This window comes from Serratia sp. J2, assembly GCF_046269175.1.
Taxonomy (GTDB): domain Bacteria; phylum Pseudomonadota; class Gammaproteobacteria; order Enterobacterales; family Enterobacteriaceae; genus Chania; species Chania fonticola_C.
The window spans coordinates 121172-140707 of record NZ_JBKABN010000014.1 but is presented as its reverse complement, the minus strand read 5'-3'; the positions used below and the strand labels follow the sequence as shown (position 1 = coordinate 140707).

Genomic DNA, 19536 nt, shown 5'->3' with positions numbered 1-19536 from the left:
CAGTCTAATTAACGACGACCTTCAGCAATCGCGGTAACCGCCTGGATCTCTGCGGCTTCCTGCTCTTGCTGCTCCTGGCGCTCACGAACATCGAGGATCTGGCTGTTGATCAGGCCTTCTTCGATTTCGCGCAGAGCGATAACGGTGTACTTATCATTCTCTTCAGGTACCAGTGCATCCTTACCACCGGTCTGGATTTGACGTGCCCGACGAGCAGCGACCAACACCAGGTCAAAACGGTTACCAATTTTCTCTACAGCGTCTTGAACAGTTACGCGTGCCATATTTGTGCTACTCCACAGGTGACGAAAAGACTGGGCATAATACTGAAACTGTCTTCAGTCTGCCAATAGTTTGCTGATTAAAGCATCATGCCGCAGCATTTGACGGCCCAAACGCAAGCGTTCGGCGCGAATAATGGTCTTCAGATCGGACAGGGCCAAATCGAAATCGTCATTCACGATTAAATAATCATACTCCGCGAAATGCGTCATCTCCGCGACGGCCTGCGCCATGCGCTTGGCGATCACGTCATCCGCATCTTGCCCACGGCCACGCAGGCGGCGGCCAAGCTCTTCCTTCGACGGCGGCAGAATAAAGATGCTGCGCGCCTGGGGCATTTTGGCACGGATCTGCTGTGCGCCCTGCCAGTCGATATCCAGGAAGACGTCAACGCCGGTCGACAGTACCTGCTCGATGGCCGCGCGGGACGTGCCGTAATAGTTGCCGAACACTTCTGCGTGCTCAAGAAACGCATCCTGCTCAATCATACGGCGGAATTCGTCTTTGGAGACGAAAAAGTAGTGTTCGCCGTGATTTTCACCCGGGCGGCTATCGCGCGTGGTGTGTGAAACCGAAACCTGCGTATCGTACAGCGGTTGCGTCTTTAACAAAGCCTGAATCAGACTTGATTTCCCTGCGCCACTTGGAGCAGAGACAATATAAAGCGTGCCTTGAGCCATGATGATGTTCGTTGCTAGCGGTTGATAAGTCAGTTACAGCGGATGTGTAAATTCTCCGCACAGTATACACGGCTAACGGGCGGTATGCAGCGTTAGCTCGCATTTTGGCCGCCGCTTTCTGCTAAAAACAGCGTGAAAAAGTCAATTTGCGCGGCGGATCTGGAAATTTTTGCCGTTTTCAGCAAATGCACATTCCTTTTGGGGAGCGTTTCGCACCTCCGGTTTTTGGCGTTAGCCAGCAAAGGCGATTGAGTATTTACTGCCGGGAAGCAAGGAGGTGCTCAATGTGGAGAGGTATTTACCGGGCGTTGGTGGTGATTGGAGTGCTGTGTAGCTCGGCATGGGCAAACTGTCCGGCGTGGTCGCCAGAGCGCATGCAGGTGGAAATTACGGCGCTGGATGATCAACTGGGGCGCTGGGATGAGGCTTATTATCGCCTGGGTAACAGCCCGATTGACGATGAACTCTACGACAGCCTGTTACAGCAACTGCAAGATTGGCGGCGTTGTGTCGGTGCGGTGGAAGAGGATACGCGGCCACTGCCAGTGGGCAAAGTACCGCATCCGGTGGCGCATACCGGATTGCGTAAACTGCGCAACTCTCGTGCCGTAGAACAATGGATGCAGGGCCGTCACGATCTGTGGGTGCAACCCAAGGTTGATGGTGTGGCGGTCACTTTGGTCTACCTGCAAGGCGTATTGGTGAACGCCATTAGCCGGGGGGACGGGCAGAAGGGTGAAAACTGGCTGGAAAAGGTCAAGGCGATCCCCGCTATCCCCAACGTTTTACCGGAGGTTACGGCCAATTTGGTACTGCAAGGGGAGCTGTTCCTGATGGTGAACGATCATCACCAGCAAACCCAAGGGGGCATCAACGCCCGCTCCAAGGTTGCCGGGATGATGATGCGTCATCCGCGCACTGCGCAACTTGAGCAGCTTGGCCTGTTCGTCTGGGCGTGGCCCGATGGCCCGCCAACCATGGCCGAACGCGTGCAACAGCTTGCCGCCATGGGGTTTACGCTGCCGCAGCAATATTCACAGCCGGTCACCACGTTGGCGGAGGTGGAGCAGTGGCGGGCAGCTTGGTACAGCGGCCCTTTGCCGTTTGTCACCGATGGCGTGGTGATCCACCAAGGGCAAGAACCTCAGGGGCGCTACTGGCAGGCTAAACCCAATGACTGGGCGGCTGCCTGGAAATATCCCCCGGTCCAGCAAGTGGCCAGAGTCACGGATGTTGAGTTTGCCATAGGCCGTACCGGCAAAATTGCCGTGATGCTCCGCCTGGATCCGGTGCGTATGGACGATAAATGGATCCGGCGAGTTAACGTGGGCTCGCTAGCTCTGTGGCAAAAAGGGGACATCGTACCTGGCGATCATATTGCGATTAGCCTGATGGGGCATGGCATTCCGCATTTGAATCAGGTGGTCTGGCGTGAGGTTACCAGGGCAACACCCATTGCGCCAAAGCCGGAGGATTATCATGCGCTGAGCTGCTTTACCTTGCAGCCCGGATGCCGCCAGCAGTTTCTGGCGCGGCTGGTTTGGTTGAGCAGTTCCAATGGGCTGAACATCACCGGGTTGAATAAAGCTGGCTGGCAGGTGCTGGTCGATCAGGGATTGGTGAATAACCTGCTGGATTGGTTGGAGTTAACACCGGAACAGCTCAGCGCGGTGCCCAGCTTGGGGGCAAAGCGTGCACAGGCCCTTTACCAACAATTTCGTCTGGCGCGGCGGCAGTCTTTCGAGCGTTGGCCGATCGCCCTCGGCGTACCCATTTCGCCATTGCAGTCGGCCACGTTGCAAAATTGGTCACAGCTACAGCAGATGACGTTGGCACAGTGGCAGGAGCTTGCTGGTATGGGGGCGCAAAAAGCGAGAAAAGTGCAGGAATTTTTGCAACACCCTACCTTTCTGGCACTGGTTCAAACCTTGCAGCAGCACCATATTAGCGGCTTTGAAACGGTTCCCGATCGTGCCGAACCGCTTGGCGATGCGTTCGCGAATTAATGGTCGGGATGCTGATAGTTAAACACTGGCAAGCCAAGGCGAAAGCGCAGTGCGATCAGGCGAGCACTGAGGCCTGCAACCAGGGTAATAATAATTACCATGTTATGCGGCAAGTTAAGGTATTGCAGGCCGATATACAGCCAGGCAGCGGCAAAGGCGATACCCGCATAGATTTCCTTCTGGAAAACCAGCGGGATACGGTTGCAGAACATATCGCGCAGTACGCCGCCGAAAACGCCGGTGATCACGGCGGCAATGGCTGCGATCAGTGGAGCATGGCCCATATCCAGAGCCACCTGCGCGCCGATGATCGAGAAAACAATCAGCCCAATGGCGTCCAACACCAGGAACAGATGGCGCAGGTGGCGCATCAGCGGAGCCATCCAGGTGGTGATAATTGCCGCTATGGCTATGATAACAATATACTCAGGGTGTTTTACCCAGCTCAGTGGGAAGTGCCCAAGCAGCATATCTCGCACCGAGCCCCCGCCAATGGCGGTAGCGGAGGCGATAAAAATCACGCCAAACAAATCCATTTGGCGGCGGCCTGCGGCTAACGCGCCGGTCATGGCTTCTGCGGTGATGCCGATGATATAAAGAATGCTCAGTAACATAGTGGATTCACAGGGTCGGAGGGCAAGAGTGTCAACGCCGGAGGGTAACGAGCCTGGTGGCAACGCACCACTGAGTTTTTTTGTTGGTGTCGCTTTCGAATTACTTTACCTAATGCTAAATGGGTGATTTTTGCATACTGCTAGTCTCTCGTGCTACTTGTGATTTTTACAACGCATTAGAAATTTATCACTAGTATCTGTTGGTAATTATTTAAGGAATATGAAAGCGAGATGAAAAACACCCCGATATTGGCGGCCACCGTCGCCATAACCTTGCTGTTGAGCGGCTGCGTAGCGCCAGTGCAAAAGGCATCACCGTTTAAACCGGAAGCAACGTGCAGCATCGGCGAGCCGATGACCCAAACCACGCTCTATTTTGGCTTGAATCGCCCGGCAGGGCCGGTAATTACGGCGGTTGAATGGCAGGCCTTTGTCGATCAGCAGGTAACCCCGCGTTTTAAAGATGGGTTATCGGTATTTGATGCCAAAGGGCAATGGTTGGGGAACGATGGCAAGCTGGCGCGGGAAAACAGCAAGGCGTTGATGTTGATCCATAGCCCTGATACAGCCAGTGAGCAAAACATTGAGGCGCTGCGCACCCGCTATAAACAACAGTTTAGCCAAGACTCTGTGATGCGTGTCGATGCGCCAGTGTGCGTCACGTTTTAATGAATACCCGGCTTGCCGCAACTGCAACAAGCAGGTTTATTGTTCCAGCAAAATGGCTGCTGAGCAGACAATAAAATCTGCCTGCAGCAACGTAAAAGTGTGGCTCAATTTTTCTGAAATATTTCAGCTGGCTGAGTTAAAAACCATTGTAGCCCCTTACTAATAAAGCTCGGAAAGGCTAGCGGACAATGAGGCCGACCGGACTCTTGGCTTTACTCCAGGAACCTCTGAAATTGATAAGCATAGACGTTGGACAATCTGTCAGCCTTTCATGCTTTAATATTTCGGATATCAATCATAAGTGATATTAACAACCAGCGAACCGCTGAAAAGTCCACCTTTAAGAGCGTTGGTGGAGCGTAAGGTTGCCTTGATCACCAGACTGCGTGAGGTATTATTCTCAATATAATAGCTGGATGGCACATCTGCTGGCACATCATTAAATTCCATCAAAGCGCTAAGAGAACCGTCCGGCCTGAGTAAAATACCTGTGCTATTATCATAACTAACGGAAGAAACGTGTGCAAAGCCATCGCCATTAGTACAACTAATATCTATCGTGGCACTCTTTGTTGATCCATTGACAGAATTATAGAGGATTTCTCCAAAATCTATTGTCGCATTTGTGCTCGTGGCCTTACAGCTCAGATTAGGTGAATCAGGTATCATATCAACCTTATCAAATAGATAGAAATCAACATTGCTGTTATTTGTGCCACCCGTTAAGGGTAATCCACCCACATATAAAAAGGGGCTACGGACAAATATATAACGTGACCCGCTCTTTCTAAAGCAGCCAGCATACAACATTTTGCTACCAACATTGGCGTAGGCAATATTCCTCAATTCAGCTTTGGTCATTCTATACTTTTGCCCCCAGATCGTTCCTGTAGAATTCACACCGGTTTTTACAGAGCAGGAAGCTTCCACCATGCATGTTTCAAGAGAGGGGTTTTTGTTTGCGTCACAAGCAGCTACAACACTAGGTGGTGCGGCAGCAGTCCATTCGATCGCACGAATAGTCATCATACCCGCACTGTCTGGTGTAGACACAAAAAGACGACCAACGGAAACCGTTTCAGCCAAGCTTGCCGGAGATAAAACAAGAAGGAATGGGATTAAACAAAAACGTCCCATATTTATAATTTTATTTATCATGACCAAAATACTCCTGAATAGGCATTTCCATTGTTCTTCCTGAAAATTCTGTGGCCGTAAGCATTATTTAACAAAGTGAAAACTATTCATAAATCAAACTAAAGTTGAGTATCGCATTAAAAACACCACGGCTGATTGTCTTATTGGCTATAGCTTTCGGTTCACCACGAACGAAGGCGTTGAAATTTATATCCATAGTGCCGGGATTTATTTCAATGTTCATGTTTGTGCCATTGTTAATATTTATCGGCTCGCCGTTGTTCGTATTTTCAAGGCCAATGGCCAATCCTGAATTTATATCACCGGAACTCACCGACAAATAACCTGGTAGAGCGTCATTTCCTGCTCCAGTAAAAGAAACACGAATCATTCTTGCCAGCGACGGATCACAATTCTGTAAATGAATAGTAATCGTCTGACTCTTTACCCTTTCGTGAGCATAAAGATATTTATCGATGATCTCACCAAAGTCCAAAGGTATGTTTTCATCACCCGGTGAAAGTACGCAAGGCTGCCTAACCAGTTCCCCGGAGAATTTAAGATTTTCCGCCGCATACCCGCCAGATGAAATAAATATGAAACTCAGTATCAAATTTCTGAATAGTCCAACATTCATTGATTCATCTTCCTAATATTTCTACTGATACTGTACGGTTAACGTTGCAGATGCAGTAAACTTCCCCTCGGAGAGAGTCACACCACTTTCGCTCAGCGGAACCGCTTCAAGCTTTGGCCTACGCGCGGGATCAATTAAAATGGGCTGAGAAAATACAATGGGTTTTCCATCACTATAAATCTTTATGCCAAGTCCGTTAATCGTGCTCTGAATTGTCCCAGACGAAAAAGAAGCAACCGAACTAGACGATAATGTCATACTCATGGTCCAAGGCGGAGAATCTATACAGTCTAATATGAAATTAATTTCCTTACGATAACTGTCACCATCGATTTTATTAATGCCGACCTTATCAAATGAAACGTTAATATCTTGCCCGCCGTTAACTACACAAGGAGGGGGTTCAATCAGCGTCCCTTTAAATTGCATGTCAACTGCATAGGCATTAGACACGGTAAAACCAACTAATGCGCTTATAAGTATCTGCCGCCATATATTAATCATTGATAATATACCTGCATGATCGCTGTCGCGGAAAAAACTTGTCCTTTGAGTGTTACCCCTGGTCGTTTTACCAAAGTAGCGTAAAGCTGAGGTAAGACGGGATAGTTAAAGTTAAGGAACGAATTCACCGGAAAAGCCGTTGTGCCATCGGTTAAGGCTATCCCCAGATCGGTAACGGTGGTCTGCAGATTACCGTCTCCAAACCCTGCGACTGTTCCTACGACTCTTATCATCATCGAATTGGTATATTGTGCTGAGCAATGTATGTCGTAACTCACAGGCATTCGGTACTGAATGCCATCAATTTGGTTAGTCTTGACATTGTTGCCAAAATCAACCGAGATAACACCTTTATCTCCAGTACCCGCAATGACGCAGGGCGCAGGTTCCAAAATTCTTCCCTGAATATTCACGGTAATACTTTGCGGGGCAGGGACAGCCCGCGAAAAAGTGCTGTATCCGAGGATCAGGGCGAAGACCTGATAAATTACGGTGAGCCGAATCATAGATTTCATATTCTTAGTCATACCTCATATAGAAAAAGAGGCTGGCACGAAATGCACCGGCACCAAGCGGTGCCGCTGTTCTCACCGGTGTAATAGTGAAATTAAGGGCGTCCTGCTTTGGTGTAACTAGCAGTGGTACTCCCCTGAAACCGAGCCTGACAGGTTTATTATTTTCATCTTTTATTGCCAGACCTATTCCAGAAGCCCCAGTCACAGCGACCAGCCCGGGATTTGATGTAACCGCAGGGGCTAAAAACGAGAAGGTCACTGAGGGCTGATGACGGTCTATCACTTTATTACCCGTCCAATCATCGCGATTCAGGGTACCAGCACTTATGCAGTCCCTGAGCATCAAACTAAAGGGTACGGGTATGCCAGGATCCCCAACGTGCTGGAAATGCGCAGCCGACAGCGTTCCAAGATCGATTTCCTGATAAGACGAATGTAGATCTAATCTACAGGCGCCTTCGGTCAGTACTCCCCGAACTTGAATTTTTCCTGATACGCCATCTCCGTTCCATTGACCAGGCAGGTTCGTTTGCGCATGAGCGAAATTTATTGCCATGAGAAGTAAGCTTACACGAGCAGCGATTTTTAGCATGTGACCTTCCAACCTAATGATGGTGCTTACTCTTTTACAGGCGTCGCTTTACAGCTTGAGCCCTCGCAGTGGAAAACAAGTTTTGGATGACCGCCATAGTCATTGACATATGTCAGTACTGGCGATGCCCCTAACTTGCTAGCACTGACGTTAAGGTAATCTGATGAAAGAGGTGCCAGCATTAACGGGCGGAATTCACTCTCACTGTTACTAACAGTGCTTCCAGCATCGACAAACGTCACATAATAGGGTGTTGGGTTAGTTAACTTATAGCGTTGCCCTTCACGAACCATTACGACACTTTCCTGCCAGGGTGCAGACCTTGATGTTTCAGGCTGAACAATTTCTGCTGGCCGGTAAAAGAGTTTAATTTTTGTTTGCAATGCAATTTGCAACGTATTTGGCTTGTCGCTGCGTGGTGGAATTTCTCTCATATTGAAATAAAACAATGATTCACGATCTTTAGGCAAACTATCAATAGCCGGCAAAGACTGTAATTTTATCTGACTTTTAGAGCCTGGTTCTACGCGTTGCAGAGGAGGCACGATAGTAAGAGGGCCATTGATTTTATTACCCTTACTATCTTCTATCCATGCCTGAACTAAATAAGGTAATTTTGTGTTCTCATTGCTGACATTAAGGCTGACCGATTTGTCATCACCATTAAATATGACTCTTGTGCGGTCTAATGCGATCGCGGCACTTACCGTATGTGCGGTGAAAACACCCAAAATAGTCACGGTGGCAAAAAGTCCGTTTTTTAAAAATTTCATTAAAGAACTCCGTAATAAATTAATTTGATTTTTTTTCATTCAAAAAAATACAGGGTAAAAGAATGTTTTGCAATTTCTCAGTAACGAGATTTGTTGGGAATGAAATCTGACATTGTTCAGCACCATTCCAACGCAATTGCATAATGGCAGAAGCCTGGATACCACTTAAGTAAACGCTGCCATCATCATTCACAATTCCTACCTCTCTGTTATCTTTATTCAGCACTGTTGCACCAAAGGGGGGGGAAGACCCATCAGGCAACCTAATGTATATAAGCGCTTTTTCTCCCTGAACAATACTAAAATGACGATAACCTATAGCACCTTCCGTTAACGTTATCTGCTCTACGGTATTAATGGCTTCAGCATTATCACTCAGCTTATTAACGTCGATACTCAGTTGATTTCTATAATAGTTGTTTACATCCGACACGACGGCTTTGCCAAATATATTTGAGCGCGCCACGGCACCAAAACCGCGCACTGGAACATCACTCACCCCATCGGTATCAACCATGACTCGCGCAGAGCCAGGAGTGTTAATACGGTGTAGTGCACCACCTTTCATCGTAGCCGTCAGTCCACCTTGTAACCCGATCCCCGCAGAAGTAAATCCTAACTCCTGATAGCTGGCATTGGCATTCACTTGTACATTGTCGCCCGCATGACTATAAAAACCGCTGGCGGCGTTTTGAGCGCCATTTTTACCAACGCTGATCTGGTAGCTATCGAAATCATTAAGCGTTGAGAAATAGCTCACTTGATTGCTACTCCCCCCTTTGTAACGGGAGCTGTTTAAGCCGATTGAACCATGATCTCCCCAGGGAACTGACAGGGATAAATAAACACCATCATCATTTGAGTTATTAAATTTACTGCGATATGCGTTGACGGAAATATTAATGTTTTTCACGTTAGCAATATCAAGATATTTCGCCAATGCAATATTATAGCGATCATCCACTGAGCTATTCCAATAGGTACGGTGGTTGTAATCTACAAATAGGCTGGCGCCAATACCTGTAAATTGCTGATTAAAGCTCACAGTATACATTTCTTTTGTGCCTGCACGACGATAATCGGACTGTCTTGCATCCAGATAATCGGCCATACTTAAATAGTCTCGCTCTGAGAAGCGATATCCGGCAAAAGTTACCTGACTATTAAACTCATCAAAACGCTTTGAATAACTCAACCGATAGGAGTTACCCTGCAAAGTCTCAGTCTGCGGAAGCTTTGCGCGAGAATGCGTTGCATCCAAAGATAAAGCACCAAATAACATCAGATCGCGACCGATACCGACCGCTAAAGCCTGATAATCGTTATTAACCGTGTTTCCTCCGTAAAGTGACCAGCCATTAGCCACACCCCACGAAAACTCTCCCATTGAGAACAAAGGCCCCTGGCTGCGATGACGAAAATCAGTAGGACGCCCGGCCGATACCATATAACGCAACGTTCCCGGCCGCGTCAGATAAGGAATATCTGATGTTTGTACGCTGAACTGCTGGTTTGAGCCATCTTGCTCTTCTACTTCAACGTCAAGCTGACCGTTTACGGCATCGTTAAGATCTTGGATCTTAAATGGGCCAGGCGCGACCTGAGTCTGATAGAGTACCGCCCCTTGTTGCCTGACGGTGACCTTAGCGTTTGTCTTGGCAACACCGGTAATTTCAGGCGCATACCCGCGCAGATTAGGTGGCAACATACTATCGTCACTGCGCAATGAGACTCCGGTAAACCGAAAACTATCAAAAATATCGGAGTTCACGAAGTTTTCACCAAGAGATAAACGTGCCTTCAAACTTTTTATCGGGCGATAAATATAATATCTTGTCCAGTCAAAACGGTTGCTATGGCTACTTCCAGCAGATTTATTATCTATCTGAGCCTGCCAGTCTGCCCGAGCGCGCCAAGGGCCAAAGTTAATACCTGCAGTCCCGTTTCCACTCATGCTGTTATTCTGACTGCTATGGCGTGGACGTATAGTAGTGAAATTTGTATTATAATCAAACAATGCACCAAATACGCCATTATCCCAGCGTGAAGGGGGATCCCAGTTCGGTGCCGTGTATTCTAAGAAAGCCTGAGGAATGCTCAGGTTTAATGTTGAAGTTGGCAGTTCAGAGGTTATTTTCCAGCCATCATCAGCAGGAATAACAAGACAAACCTCATCTTTGTTGCTCCCTGTTTGCCACTTGAGATTACTAAGATATCCTTCCTTTAAACCAAGTTGTGCGACAAGCTCTTTCGTTAAGCAAGGAAAGCTGGATTTTTCATCTTCAGGAGTCGAATAATAAAGCGTATCAAAGTCTGTGATTTTCTTCTGATTCAGAATAACAGCCATGCGATAGACGCCCGGCATGATATAACCAGCGACAGCGAATACCGAAAGATCAAGATTTTTTTTATCATTCGTATCAAGGATGTCAGTGTTAAACTGAGTTTCTTCAGCCGCATACACGTTAATCTGCCCCAAAAAGGCAAGCACAACTATGCATGCGATTCCACTTTTTGATAATTTCAGTATTTTTTTTGACATCCTTGCCACCATCAATTAAAAATAATCTATCTTGTATTTTATAGACGTATTAAAATCGCCTGCTTTTATATTTCCAGCATCGTGCGTCAAGGCTAAATAGTACTTGATACTGATTCCACCCTCGCTTAGTAAGTGTTGAGATAATGGAATCCCGGGTAAGGAAGGTTTGAATTTTTCATCAGAAAGGGAGACACCTACGCCCTGACTTGAGCCTTTATTAATGAAGAGACCATTGTGATTTTCCCCATCAAATGTAATTTCAAAATACCGCCAATTGCTTGCGTTTGGGTTTAACTTTTCCAACGTGCAGTTAATCAAATTGATGCTAAATGGAACGCTCGTACTACGCCCATTTCTCTCTAATTCGCCGACTGTGATCACACCTAAATCTACAGTTTGATTTAAGCTGTTCATATCAATAGTGCAGGCGCTTTCGATAATGCTGCCACGCATATTCAATCTTCCATGGCCAGCATCTTTGCCAACAACAGGATTAATAAAAATAAGGTCGAGACATAAAAGTAGAAAGAATATGGTTTTTTTCACGATTTATTCTCGCTTTAAGCAGACACGAAAAGTAAATACTTAACGTGCCTGTATTAAAGTTACTTATCTGAATTATTATTCGTAAGCAAGCGCGTAGTTAGCGATAGAGGTGAATTCACCTGGGGTAATAACAGCAGTCGGACCGGTATCACCCTGAAGATAAGCAGAGAAGACTAAGGTATTGCTTCCGTCCATAATCAGTTGTGGAGAAGTAGCAGTACCAAACTTAATTGGAGTGCCCGCGCCATCGGTCAGAACGATACTTGCACCTTTCGCAGAACCAGTAATACCCAGCAGGTCTGTATTACTTGCTGATGCTGGACCAGTAAAGGTTGCGGTTACGCCTTTTGTAAGACCAGCTGTATCACATTTCTCAAGGTCGATTTGGAAAGTAACAGGAGTTGATTTCCCACCATCTTTCAAAGCAGTTGCAGAAACCTGACCCAACTCAATGTTCTGGTTAGAGGTGCCTGGGGTAATTGAACAAGGTGCTTCAATGATTGAACCTGTGAATTTGATCTGACCTTTACCTGCTTCAGTAGCAACAGCAAATGCATTAGACATAAAACCGGCAGCAACGACCAGTGCTAAAATATTTAATTTCACCTAATTTCTCCTTTGTGATTTTCTACTTTCATATAAAAAAGTATTTTCCTGCCCTAATGTTCCTGGCCTTTATAGGTGACTACACTCACTTCACCACAAATCCACATAACCTGATTGGGCAGAAGGACTATAGGGGGAATTAATATCGCGTTCATCCAAAACAAGATCAAATAACATTTATCTAATTAAAACAGATGGTTATGATTTTATTTTTTGTTAAGGATAATGCGTCACTCAATTGATTTAATACTTTTTCAGGGTGGTTTTAAAAAGTTATGCCTTAGAGACGGTAAACAGGTGAGGTAGGATGAGAACCTTTTGTGCGGAATACTCTGTATCTCACAAGGACAAAGGAAAAACCGTACAAATGGCGTACTGTCTGCACTGATCTGAGAAGCCAGCTGAGCAGATACTGTTGGGATAACCCTGGACGGGTAATGGAAGATATTCTGGAGGGGCCTTCAGACTTCGTGCTAGCGGATAGTCAGGGAAGAATTATCCGGAAGAGGTAAAAAAAGAGACCGCTACGTTATCCGTTACGGCCTCCTTCAAAAGATTAACTGGCAATCATCAGGTTTTTAGCAAGAATTAAAAAACACCTGGCGTGCATATAACTGAGAGTTAGTTATAGTTTTAGGAATGTATCGGTTGAGTAATAAAATATGTTCTTTAATTAGTTACATCTGAAAATATTCTCAATGTTTTCTGGTTAAATAAATCCTAAGTATAATAAACTAGAGTCGGCATAATCTATACCTATAATAATTAATCAACGCTTTGTTAAAATCTCCTTTTCGTTCACATCCTATTTTTTTCATTATTCTCATGCGATAGTAGCTAACAGTTTTAGAGTGAATCCCCAGCAATGAGCCTATAAATGATGGAGTAAAACCATTATATAGATAAAAGCATATACGCTTCTCTCTCTGGTTTAGACTCCAGAATGAGGAGTGTTCACGTACCCGGAATTGTTGAGAATGAGCAGGGTTCTGTGAGTTTAGCATTTTGTCAAAATAGCTTAAATTACAATCCTCGCTTGATATGAAAGAGACAGACCGTGAAATCTCTTCGTTTACCCCAAGCCCCAGCATATGTAAAAAGTCCTTGTCTGCAATAATGACGTGTGAGGTTTTTCTTAAGTAAGCGTTTCTATGAATATCTTCATAAACAGAAAGTACTTTTCCAGAGAGATAACACTGGATGGAAATACCTGCGTTTAGTTTTCCTGGTGCTATCTTACTGATGGTGTTTTCAATGTACTTTACGACACCTAGACTAAAGTACATATTGTCTGTGACTATATAATAGTTAATGTTTTTGACTGGGGAATCATAAGATAATTTGATTGCTCCATTATCCATAATGGCTCCATGTAGCCCATCTACCTCAGGCAGGCAGTTAAATTCACTCATGATATTAATCTCATCTCTCTTATAATGCTTAAGTTCTATATGTATAGAAAATAAGGCTAAGATAAACTAGCAAATGAGAATTCGTGTCTCTTTGCGCTATTGGTAAGAATTATCTGACTTCAATGTTAGCTATTTTAATAATAAAGTAAACTCAATAAAACTTAATAAGCTTTTTTTGGGTTTTGGTGGGTAATGATGTTAATGATTCAACCCCTACGTACCAACATAGAGGTTCTTAATTTTCGAGTATAACAATATGATATTTAAGGATAAAGATTGTGTTAAGCTAAATTGTTTCTTTATGGGCGTACTGAGAATACCGTCCTTGAAGATGCTACAGACTCGAAAATTCTGATATTAATGTCGATAGCCTCAATGTTAAAATTATAACAAAATATCAAGGGGTTAATGCGACTTAAATGACTTTCCTCCCCATGTTGATAATGAAAATGTTAAAATAACACCATGGCATCAAGTAATTAATGCGACTGAGGTATTAGTTCTGTGAAAATTGCCAATCTTCGCCATAGTTGAAACCATTGATCACCAAATAAACTATAACTTATTGATAATAATCAGTAAATAATAATTCATCGCGAAATTACCTTACTAAATACAGTGTTAATTTAAGGCTGTGGTCTGCTCATTTATTACTCCTACAGAAAATTCTTAGACACAGATCAAAGCGAGAGCTGTAGCTTAATGTCATAATATTCACATTATTTAATGGAGGTAATGTAATGGATAACGTGATTAAGACCAGCGACCAGGAGACATCATCATGCTTTGTGATCGCGGATGCTGTTATCTTTTGTTCCATGGAAAATACATTTAAATCAATTAGTAATGGAGTTGAGTTCCCTATCCTTGTCTCAGCTTCTGAATGCTTCCTCCACCTGATAAAAAATCATGGAGTACTCGTCACTAAGGGCGCTCTTATGCAAATAGGGTGGGAGCAATATGGACTTCATGTCAGTGACAATACCTACTATCAGAACATTCTCACCCTACGTAAAGGGCTCAGACAATGTGGTATTGATTCCGAAGTGATCAAAACAGTTCCCAGAAAAGGTTTATTGATACCAAATTCCATCAAAGTTATACCTTTGTCTAGTGGCGTTCCGGTAATTCAAGAGGCTCCAGAGGCTCCAGAGGCTCCAGAGGCTCCAGAGGCTCCAGAGGCTCAAGCCAGCATCTCAACTATTTCATCACAAGATAAAATATCTGATCGGCCAGTTGAAAAGTTACCAGCACAAACCCAAGTTTTAACGCATCACCCAGAATCCTTAAGAAGTAAGCGGATAATGCGTTTTGCCTTTAGCTTACTTGCTTTTATATCGCTGATCGTTGGAGGGGGATTATTCCTGCCGGAGTGCTATTCATCAACATTTCATAACATTGGTAACATAAATGGTTGCCGCGTTAATATTAATGAAAATAAAAGCTCAGAAGATGATTTTTATAAGTTTAATGCTAAAAATCCGGTCAGTTGTCAAGGTGACGAAGTAGTCTATTTCTCAACTTTTCAGTTCATACCCAGGGTTTCCGTTATAAAGTGCCGGGATGAGTTTTCGTATTTAAGCCGAAATGATTGTATCTCCAATTACTATATAGAGAATCAATCGTGATTAAAAAAACGTTTTTTTTATTTATATATGCATCAGCCATTGCTATTACATTCATAATGCTAGGGAAGTGGTTGTTAACAGGCATTGGTTACTGGCGTGATACACACTTTTCATGTGATACCAAGCTCATTGTCAAGAAAGAAGATAATGCAATTTCGCTGGTAATGACATATTTTTTAAACGGGGATAATGGTTTTGTGGTAATCAAAGGCCAGCTAGAGAAAGAGAAACGTCAATACAATGTGAGCCGCAAAACCTATTTTATTATGCATAAAACGGGGCATTTATTGCATGTAAAATCAACATTAACTGTCAAAACACCAGCCGATAACGCCTTAATGCCTGATTTAAAGGATATTTTGCCTGTCTTTTATTTAGAAAAAGACATGAAAATGGAGATAACTGTTGATCGACAGGGATGGAATGGTTACCTGTTTTCCACAGGATATGTTCCTTCATTTTATTGCAAAAGAACATAAATATCGTGAGGCTAAAAATCGAGAGTTGCAATAAGCACTAAGACAAAAATAAATTGCAAAATTTGCGACATAAACAATCCGAACGACATACAGGCTAGGAAGGCGCTATTTAGCCACAGCCTGTGGTGCCTTTCATTACCCTGCATGACGATTAGAACAAAATATTTTGGGCGAGAGATATGCGTTCAGATTATTGCTGGCCATCGGCGGCCAGCAGCGTTTGATCGTGAGATTACCCCTATTAAAATAGGGGAGTTGAGCGCTATTTCGCCTGGGCTAACACGTTACCTTCCCAACCCTGTTGGGCATAGTCGTTAAGATGTGCGATCTTACGCACCGGTTGCCCTTGGCTGAAGTTGATGTCATGCAGAGGAACCCAGACCTGCGAGGCCGCAAAGGCCGACTTGAAGTGATATTCCGCATGGCTCAGATCTGAAATCGCCGTCCAGTAAGTCCCGATGCCTTTGTTTTGGTCCGGGCGCTTGCTGTATTTGGCATACATGTCGGTGACCTTTTGTTCGCTTGGCTCTGCCGGTGAGCCGATCGGGTAAGCCACATTATTAAGCACCGATAAGATGAAGCCCTGTGCCTGATTTTTATTGTCCGGCTGCGGCAGGTTTTTCAAATCATAGCTGGCACGAACCAGGCGTTCATCCGCTTCCAGGCCGCCAGGGATCTCGCTGCGCTTGGCATTCTGGTACTTGGCCAGGTTTTTGAGTTGTTGGTCGTAAGAAGGGGGATTGGTCATCACCCGATAATTTTTGTCGTGATAGATGTTCACTTTGCCGTTATCGATCTCGATGATGGCCGAGTCACCGCTAACGTCTTCGATCGCGATGTGTTTGGTATCCGAAGCGTAATCGATAGGCATATGGGCGGCGGCCAGGCGCACATCGCTACGGATGGCTTTAACCGCTTCCTCAACGGTGGCGTAATTATCCAGGATATAGCTCAACCAGGCGCGGCTTTCGATCACCGGCTTGTCCTGATTGTCCTGCTGCACCTGGTTGCCGTTCATATAAAACAGCGTATGGCCCGCTAGCCCCTTTTCATTCATACCGTCCATTGGGAACACGCCATCGGCGTAAACCACGACGCTGCCGTAGTGGGTTTGCCACTGGGCGGCATTCTTCGCATCCCCACCGTTATGCGCAATCCCGCGTGGCGTGATCACCAGTGAGGGGTCTACCGGCCCGAAGAAATCCAGATTACGGGCGCTAACCATATAGCCCGGATACATATTCATAAAGGCGCGGGTGCAGGCTTGTGCCCCGGTTGCCAGGCTGACGCTGAGTGCAGCACCTACCAGTAGGGCTGATACGCTGTGTGTGAACTTTTTCATGGTTTTTTCCTTACCTGAATGAGGTGAACAAAATAATGGTAAGCCCGCGAACTCATATCGTAGAGTGGATGAACGGGGGGAAATCCCCCGCAACTTCGTGGAGGAGAGATGGGGAAGATAGGTTTTTCCTTGGCGCAGATTGAAGCTTTTGCCAGCGTTTGTGAAACTGGCAATCTGACTCAGGCCGCCAAGCGATTGGGGAAGGATCGCACCACCGTCAGTGAACTGATCGAAAATCTGGAATTGGATCTGGGCTATTCACTGTGCGATCGGCGTACCCGTCCGCTGCAACTGACCGAGGCGGGCCAACGCCTTTACCGGCAAGCGCGGCTATTTTTGCAGGAGGCAGAGGCGCTTAGCCTGCTAGCTCAGCATATTCCACAGCAGGTGCGGCAGAAACTGACGCTGTGCTATGACCCATTTACTCCGCGCGTTTTTTTAACGGAACTGGCGATGTTTTTGGGCCAGCGCGGCATTCAGCTTGACTTGCTGATGATGGAGCGGGGTGAGGGTGAGCTGGCGTTAGCAGAGGAGGTGGCGGATATTGGCATTTATCAGGCGATCAACCGCTCGATTGGCGAAAAATTTAAGTGGCGAGCCCTGGGGGCTATTGAGCTGGCCGCCTATGCTCGCGAGGGTTTTTTCCCCGCAGGTAGCCCGGTCACCTTGCTGTCGCTGGCCTCCAGCACCCAACTTATTCCCTTTTATGACCTGCCCGAGCCGATGGCGAAGCGCCTGCAAATCGCCGATCGCATTCAGGTCGTCAATGAACCAGCGTTGCTGCAAACGTTGTTAACCGCCGGGCTGGGATGGGCATTCCTGCCAACGCATCTGAACATGCAGCACTTGCCGCAGGTAGAGCGGCTCGATACGGAATTGGGGAAACAGGGGTTGATGCACCCGATGGTGGCACTGTGGAAGCCTGGGGCCAATAGTGAATTGCTGAGTCTGATCGACAGCATGCAGCAGATCTTTGATGGTTCAGTGGTAGCTTGAGGAGATAATCGCCCCCTCATTCGAAGGGGCGAATTTCAACGGGTTACCGCTCGTCTTTCTGCTCTTCAGCCTCGACCTTACGGTACCAGCGGGGGTGATGCTTCTTCGCCCAGCGGCGGCTGACCTTGCCTTCAATCATGCCTTTGATCGAGCCTTTCACCCAGAATGCCATATACATATGGATCAGAATGGCGTGGATCAGGACGATCGCCGACGCGGCGTGGATCAACAGCGCATAGCGGATCACCGGGATCGGGAAGTTGTGGGCGAAATAAGGGCGCCAAATGATAATACCGGTGATCAACAGCACGAAAATCATGCTCATGATGCTCCAGAACATCATCTTCTGGCCGGCATTGTATTTGCCGACGTCAGCAACCTTATGCTCATTGCCCTTCAACACTTCCACGATGCCTTTGACCCACGGCAAGTCCTCTTTCTCGGGGATGTTATGCTTCACAAAGCGGAAGAACATAAACATCAGCGCGATAAAGATCAGCACGCCAAAGAAAGGATGCAGGATACGGCCCATCTGCGGCGTACCAAAGGTCTCGGTCAGCCATTGTAGCGTTGGGAAGAACAGCGCAATGCCGGACAGCGACACCAGGAAGAAGCAGATGACTACCGTCCAGTGACAGGCCCGGTCGATAAACTTGGTGCGAACGATCATTTTACTTTTGCTCATGATGGTCCTCCTCGTCTTCATCATCCACTTCCTTGTTCGGGCCAATGCCGATGTAGTGGTAAATCAAACCGGCAAAGGTGGCGATAAAGCCCGCCACGGATAAAGGTTTGAGCACGCTTTTCCACAGCCCGATCGACAGATCGATATGCGGGTCTTTTGGCAGATTGTGGTACAGCTCGGGGTTATCGGCATGGTGCAGTACATACATCACGTGGGTGCCGCCAACGCCTTGCGGGTTATACACGCCCGCATGCTCAAAGCCGCGTTTCTTCAGCTTTTCGACCCGCTCTTGTGCCACGTCCAGCATTTCTGCCTTGGTGCCAAAGTGGATAGCACCTGTCGGGCAAGTCTTCACACAGGCCGGTTCCTGGCCCACGCTGACGCGGTCAACGCACAGGGTACATTTGTACGCCCGGTTGTCTTGCGGGTTCAGCCGTGGAATGTTGAACGGGCAGCCGCTGATGCAGTAACCACAGCCGATGCAGTGCTCGGACTGAAAATCCACGATGCCGTTGGCATATTGGATAATCGCGCCAGCAGACGGGCAGGCCTTCAGGCAACCTGGATCTGCGCAGTGCATGCAGCCATCCTTGCGGATCAGCCATTCCAGCTTGCCGTTCTGCTCCACTTCCGAAAAACGCATCAGCGTCCAGGATTTGGCACTCAGATCGGCGGGGTTGTCATAAACCCCGACGCAGTGGCCCACTTCATCGCGAATGTCGTTCCATTCGGAACAGGCCACCTGACAGGCCTTGCAACCAATGCAGGTGGAAACGTCAATCAGCTTGGCGACCTCAACCTTGTAATCACGCGCTTGCGGAGGCGGTGTCAGGGTGTTGGTGGCCGAACGTTTGATAATGTCTTGGGATTGCATGGACATAAATTCGGCTC

Annotated in this window: 21 protein-coding genes; 5 read left to right on the top strand and 16 right to left on the bottom strand. The window is 46.5% G+C overall.

The annotated features are described in order from the left end of the window. Positions 1-8: 8 nt before the first annotated feature. Together rpoZ and gmk are read right to left on the bottom strand one after the other, a co-directional pair. Entirely contained in the window at positions 9-284 is a 276-nt protein-coding gene (rpoZ, locus tag ACKWMY_RS15970) for a DNA-directed RNA polymerase subunit omega (RefSeq protein WP_024482945.1), read from the bottom strand. Between the two features lie 54 nt (positions 285-338). Continuing rightward, a complete protein-coding gene (gene gmk / locus ACKWMY_RS15965; RefSeq protein ID WP_024482944.1) occupies positions 339-962 on the bottom strand; it encodes a guanylate kinase in 624 nt (207 codons plus the stop codon). Between the two features lie 284 nt (positions 963-1246). Here gmk and ligB point away from each other — a divergent pair, with 284 nt between their 5' ends. Next, a complete protein-coding gene (gene ligB, locus ACKWMY_RS15960; RefSeq protein WP_409486605.1) occupies positions 1247-2968 on the top strand; it encodes an NAD-dependent DNA ligase LigB in 1722 nt (573 codons plus the stop codon). Here the strand turns inward: ligB and ACKWMY_RS15955 are convergent. After that, positions 2965-3582 carry a trimeric intracellular cation channel family protein gene (locus ACKWMY_RS15955; protein ID WP_024527839.1) on the bottom strand — a complete coding sequence of 206 codons (618 nt, stop codon included), beginning with the start codon at positions 3580-3582 and terminating at the stop codon, positions 2965-2967. The genes ligB and ACKWMY_RS15955 overlap by 4 nt on opposite strands. Before the next feature lie 231 nt (positions 3583-3813). Here ACKWMY_RS15955 and ACKWMY_RS15950 point away from each other — a divergent pair, with 231 nt between their 5' ends. After that, the gene (locus ACKWMY_RS15950) at positions 3814-4251 is read left to right on the top strand and encodes a DUF3574 domain-containing protein (protein WP_024527840.1); all 438 of its coding nucleotides are present in this window, start codon (positions 3814-3816) and stop codon (positions 4249-4251) included. Between the two features lie 291 nt (positions 4252-4542). On the opposite strand, the gene ACKWMY_RS15945 is transcribed toward ACKWMY_RS15950, so the two are convergent. From ACKWMY_RS15945 to ACKWMY_RS15900, 10 genes are all read right to left on the bottom strand, one after another. Next, complete coding sequence (locus ACKWMY_RS15945; protein WP_409486604.1) at positions 4543-5409, bottom strand: hypothetical protein; 867 nt, start codon at positions 5407-5409, stop codon at positions 4543-4545. Positions 5410-5491: 82 nt separating this feature from the next. After that, positions 5492-6025: a fimbrial protein gene (locus tag ACKWMY_RS15940; protein WP_409486603.1), complete on the bottom strand. Its 534-nt coding sequence runs from the start codon at positions 6023-6025 to the stop codon at positions 5492-5494. A gap of 21 nt (positions 6026-6046) precedes the next feature. Then, a complete protein-coding gene (locus ACKWMY_RS15935; protein WP_065683722.1) occupies positions 6047-6529 on the bottom strand; it encodes a fimbrial protein in 483 nt (160 codons plus the stop codon). After that, entirely contained in the window at positions 6526-7044 is a 519-nt protein-coding gene (locus tag ACKWMY_RS15930; RefSeq protein WP_409486602.1) for a fimbrial protein, read from the bottom strand. The genes ACKWMY_RS15935 and ACKWMY_RS15930 overlap by 4 nt, the downstream gene beginning before the upstream one ends. 4 nt (positions 7045-7048) lie before the next feature. Continuing rightward, the gene (locus ACKWMY_RS15925; RefSeq protein WP_024527844.1) at positions 7049-7636 is read right to left on the bottom strand and encodes a fimbrial protein; all 588 of its coding nucleotides are present in this window, start codon (positions 7634-7636) and stop codon (positions 7049-7051) included. 26 nt (positions 7637-7662) lie between these two features. After that, positions 7663-8409, bottom strand: coding sequence for a fimbria/pilus periplasmic chaperone (locus tag ACKWMY_RS15920; RefSeq protein WP_065683723.1), 747 nt, complete (start codon positions 8407-8409; stop codon positions 7663-7665). 19 nt (positions 8410-8428) lie between these two features. Continuing rightward, positions 8429-10951 carry an outer membrane usher protein gene (locus ACKWMY_RS15915; protein ID WP_409486601.1) on the bottom strand — a complete coding sequence of 841 codons (2523 nt, stop codon included), beginning with the start codon at positions 10949-10951 and terminating at the stop codon, positions 8429-8431. 15 nt (positions 10952-10966) lie between these two features. Next, positions 10967-11497 carry a fimbrial protein gene (locus tag ACKWMY_RS15910; protein ID WP_409486600.1) on the bottom strand — a complete coding sequence of 177 codons (531 nt, stop codon included), beginning with the start codon at positions 11495-11497 and terminating at the stop codon, positions 10967-10969. 75 nt (positions 11498-11572) lie between these two features. Continuing rightward, positions 11573-12103 (bottom strand): fimbrial protein, encoded by a 531-nt coding sequence (locus ACKWMY_RS15905; protein WP_138106288.1) that lies wholly within the window; start codon positions 12101-12103, stop codon positions 11573-11575. A gap of 734 nt (positions 12104-12837) precedes the next feature. After that, positions 12838-13515 (bottom strand): helix-turn-helix transcriptional regulator, encoded by a 678-nt coding sequence (locus tag ACKWMY_RS15900; RefSeq protein ID WP_409486599.1) that lies wholly within the window; start codon positions 13513-13515, stop codon positions 12838-12840. A gap of 740 nt (positions 13516-14255) precedes the next feature. On the opposite strand from ACKWMY_RS15900, the gene ACKWMY_RS15895 reads away from it, so the two are divergent. After that, complete coding sequence (locus tag ACKWMY_RS15895) at positions 14256-15143, top strand: transcriptional regulator (protein WP_409486598.1); 888 nt, start codon at positions 14256-14258, stop codon at positions 15141-15143. After that, entirely contained in the window at positions 15140-15622 is a 483-nt protein-coding gene (locus ACKWMY_RS15890) for a hypothetical protein (RefSeq protein ID WP_409486597.1), read from the top strand. The genes ACKWMY_RS15895 and ACKWMY_RS15890 overlap by 4 nt, the downstream gene beginning before the upstream one ends. Before the next feature lie 262 nt (positions 15623-15884). On the opposite strand, the gene ACKWMY_RS15885 is transcribed toward ACKWMY_RS15890, so the two are convergent. Further along, positions 15885-16964: a linear amide C-N hydrolase gene (locus ACKWMY_RS15885; RefSeq protein WP_409486596.1), complete on the bottom strand. Its 1080-nt coding sequence runs from the start codon at positions 16962-16964 to the stop codon at positions 15885-15887. Between the two features lie 108 nt (positions 16965-17072). Here ACKWMY_RS15885 and ACKWMY_RS15880 point away from each other — a divergent pair, with 108 nt between their 5' ends. Then, a complete protein-coding gene (locus ACKWMY_RS15880) occupies positions 17073-17960 on the top strand; it encodes a LysR family transcriptional regulator (RefSeq protein ID WP_409486595.1) in 888 nt (295 codons plus the stop codon). A 43-nt stretch (positions 17961-18003) separates the two neighbouring features. Here the strand turns inward: ACKWMY_RS15880 and fdnI are convergent, their stop codons facing one another. Then, a complete protein-coding gene (gene fdnI / locus ACKWMY_RS15875) occupies positions 18004-18645 on the bottom strand; it encodes a formate dehydrogenase-N subunit gamma (protein WP_024527855.1) in 642 nt (213 codons plus the stop codon). Continuing rightward, positions 18632-19525: a formate dehydrogenase subunit beta gene (fdxH, locus tag ACKWMY_RS15870; protein WP_024527856.1), complete on the bottom strand. Its 894-nt coding sequence runs from the start codon at positions 19523-19525 to the stop codon at positions 18632-18634. Before fdxH ends, fdnI begins: the two co-directional genes overlap by 14 nt. Positions 19526-19536: the final 11 nt, after the last annotated feature.

Coding starts and splice junctions, on each gene's coding strand:
- rpoZ (WP_024482945.1), bottom strand. CDS start 284: ATGGCACGCGTAACTGTTCAAGACGCTGTAGAGAAAATTGGTAACCGT.
- gmk (WP_024482944.1), bottom strand. CDS start 962: ATGGCTCAAGGCACGCTTTATATTGTCTCTGCTCCAAGTGGCGCAGGG.
- ligB (WP_409486605.1), top strand. CDS start 1,247: ATGTGGAGAGGTATTTACCGGGCGTTGGTGGTGATTGGAGTGCTGTGT.
- ACKWMY_RS15955 (WP_024527839.1), bottom strand. CDS start 3,582: ATGTTACTGAGCATTCTTTATATCATCGGCATCACCGCAGAAGCCATG.
- ACKWMY_RS15950 (WP_024527840.1), top strand. CDS start 3,814: ATGAAAAACACCCCGATATTGGCGGCCACCGTCGCCATAACCTTGCTG.
- ACKWMY_RS15945 (WP_409486604.1), bottom strand. CDS start 5,409: ATGATAAATAAAATTATAAATATGGGACGTTTTTGTTTAATCCCATTC.
- ACKWMY_RS15940 (WP_409486603.1), bottom strand. CDS start 6,025: ATGAATGTTGGACTATTCAGAAATTTGATACTGAGTTTCATATTTATT.
- ACKWMY_RS15935 (WP_065683722.1), bottom strand. CDS start 6,529: ATGATTAATATATGGCGGCAGATACTTATAAGCGCATTAGTTGGTTTT.
- ACKWMY_RS15930 (WP_409486602.1), bottom strand. CDS start 7,044: ATGAAATCTATGATTCGGCTCACCGTAATTTATCAGGTCTTCGCCCTG.
- ACKWMY_RS15925 (WP_024527844.1), bottom strand. CDS start 7,636: ATGCTAAAAATCGCTGCTCGTGTAAGCTTACTTCTCATGGCAATAAAT.
- ACKWMY_RS15920 (WP_065683723.1), bottom strand. CDS start 8,409: ATGAAATTTTTAAAAAACGGACTTTTTGCCACCGTGACTATTTTGGGT.
- ACKWMY_RS15915 (WP_409486601.1), bottom strand. CDS start 10,951: ATGTCAAAAAAAATACTGAAATTATCAAAAAGTGGAATCGCATGCATA.
- ACKWMY_RS15900 (WP_409486599.1), bottom strand. CDS start 13,515: ATGAGTGAATTTAACTGCCTGCCTGAGGTAGATGGGCTACATGGAGCC.
- ACKWMY_RS15895 (WP_409486598.1), top strand. CDS start 14,256: ATGGATAACGTGATTAAGACCAGCGACCAGGAGACATCATCATGCTTT.
- ACKWMY_RS15885 (WP_409486596.1), bottom strand. CDS start 16,964: ATGAAAAAGTTCACACACAGCGTATCAGCCCTACTGGTAGGTGCTGCA.
- ACKWMY_RS15880 (WP_409486595.1), top strand. CDS start 17,073: ATGGGGAAGATAGGTTTTTCCTTGGCGCAGATTGAAGCTTTTGCCAGC.
- fdnI (WP_024527855.1), bottom strand. CDS start 18,645: ATGAGCAAAAGTAAAATGATCGTTCGCACCAAGTTTATCGACCGGGCC.
- fdxH (WP_024527856.1), bottom strand. CDS start 19,525: ATGTCCATGCAATCCCAAGACATTATCAAACGTTCGGCCACCAACACC.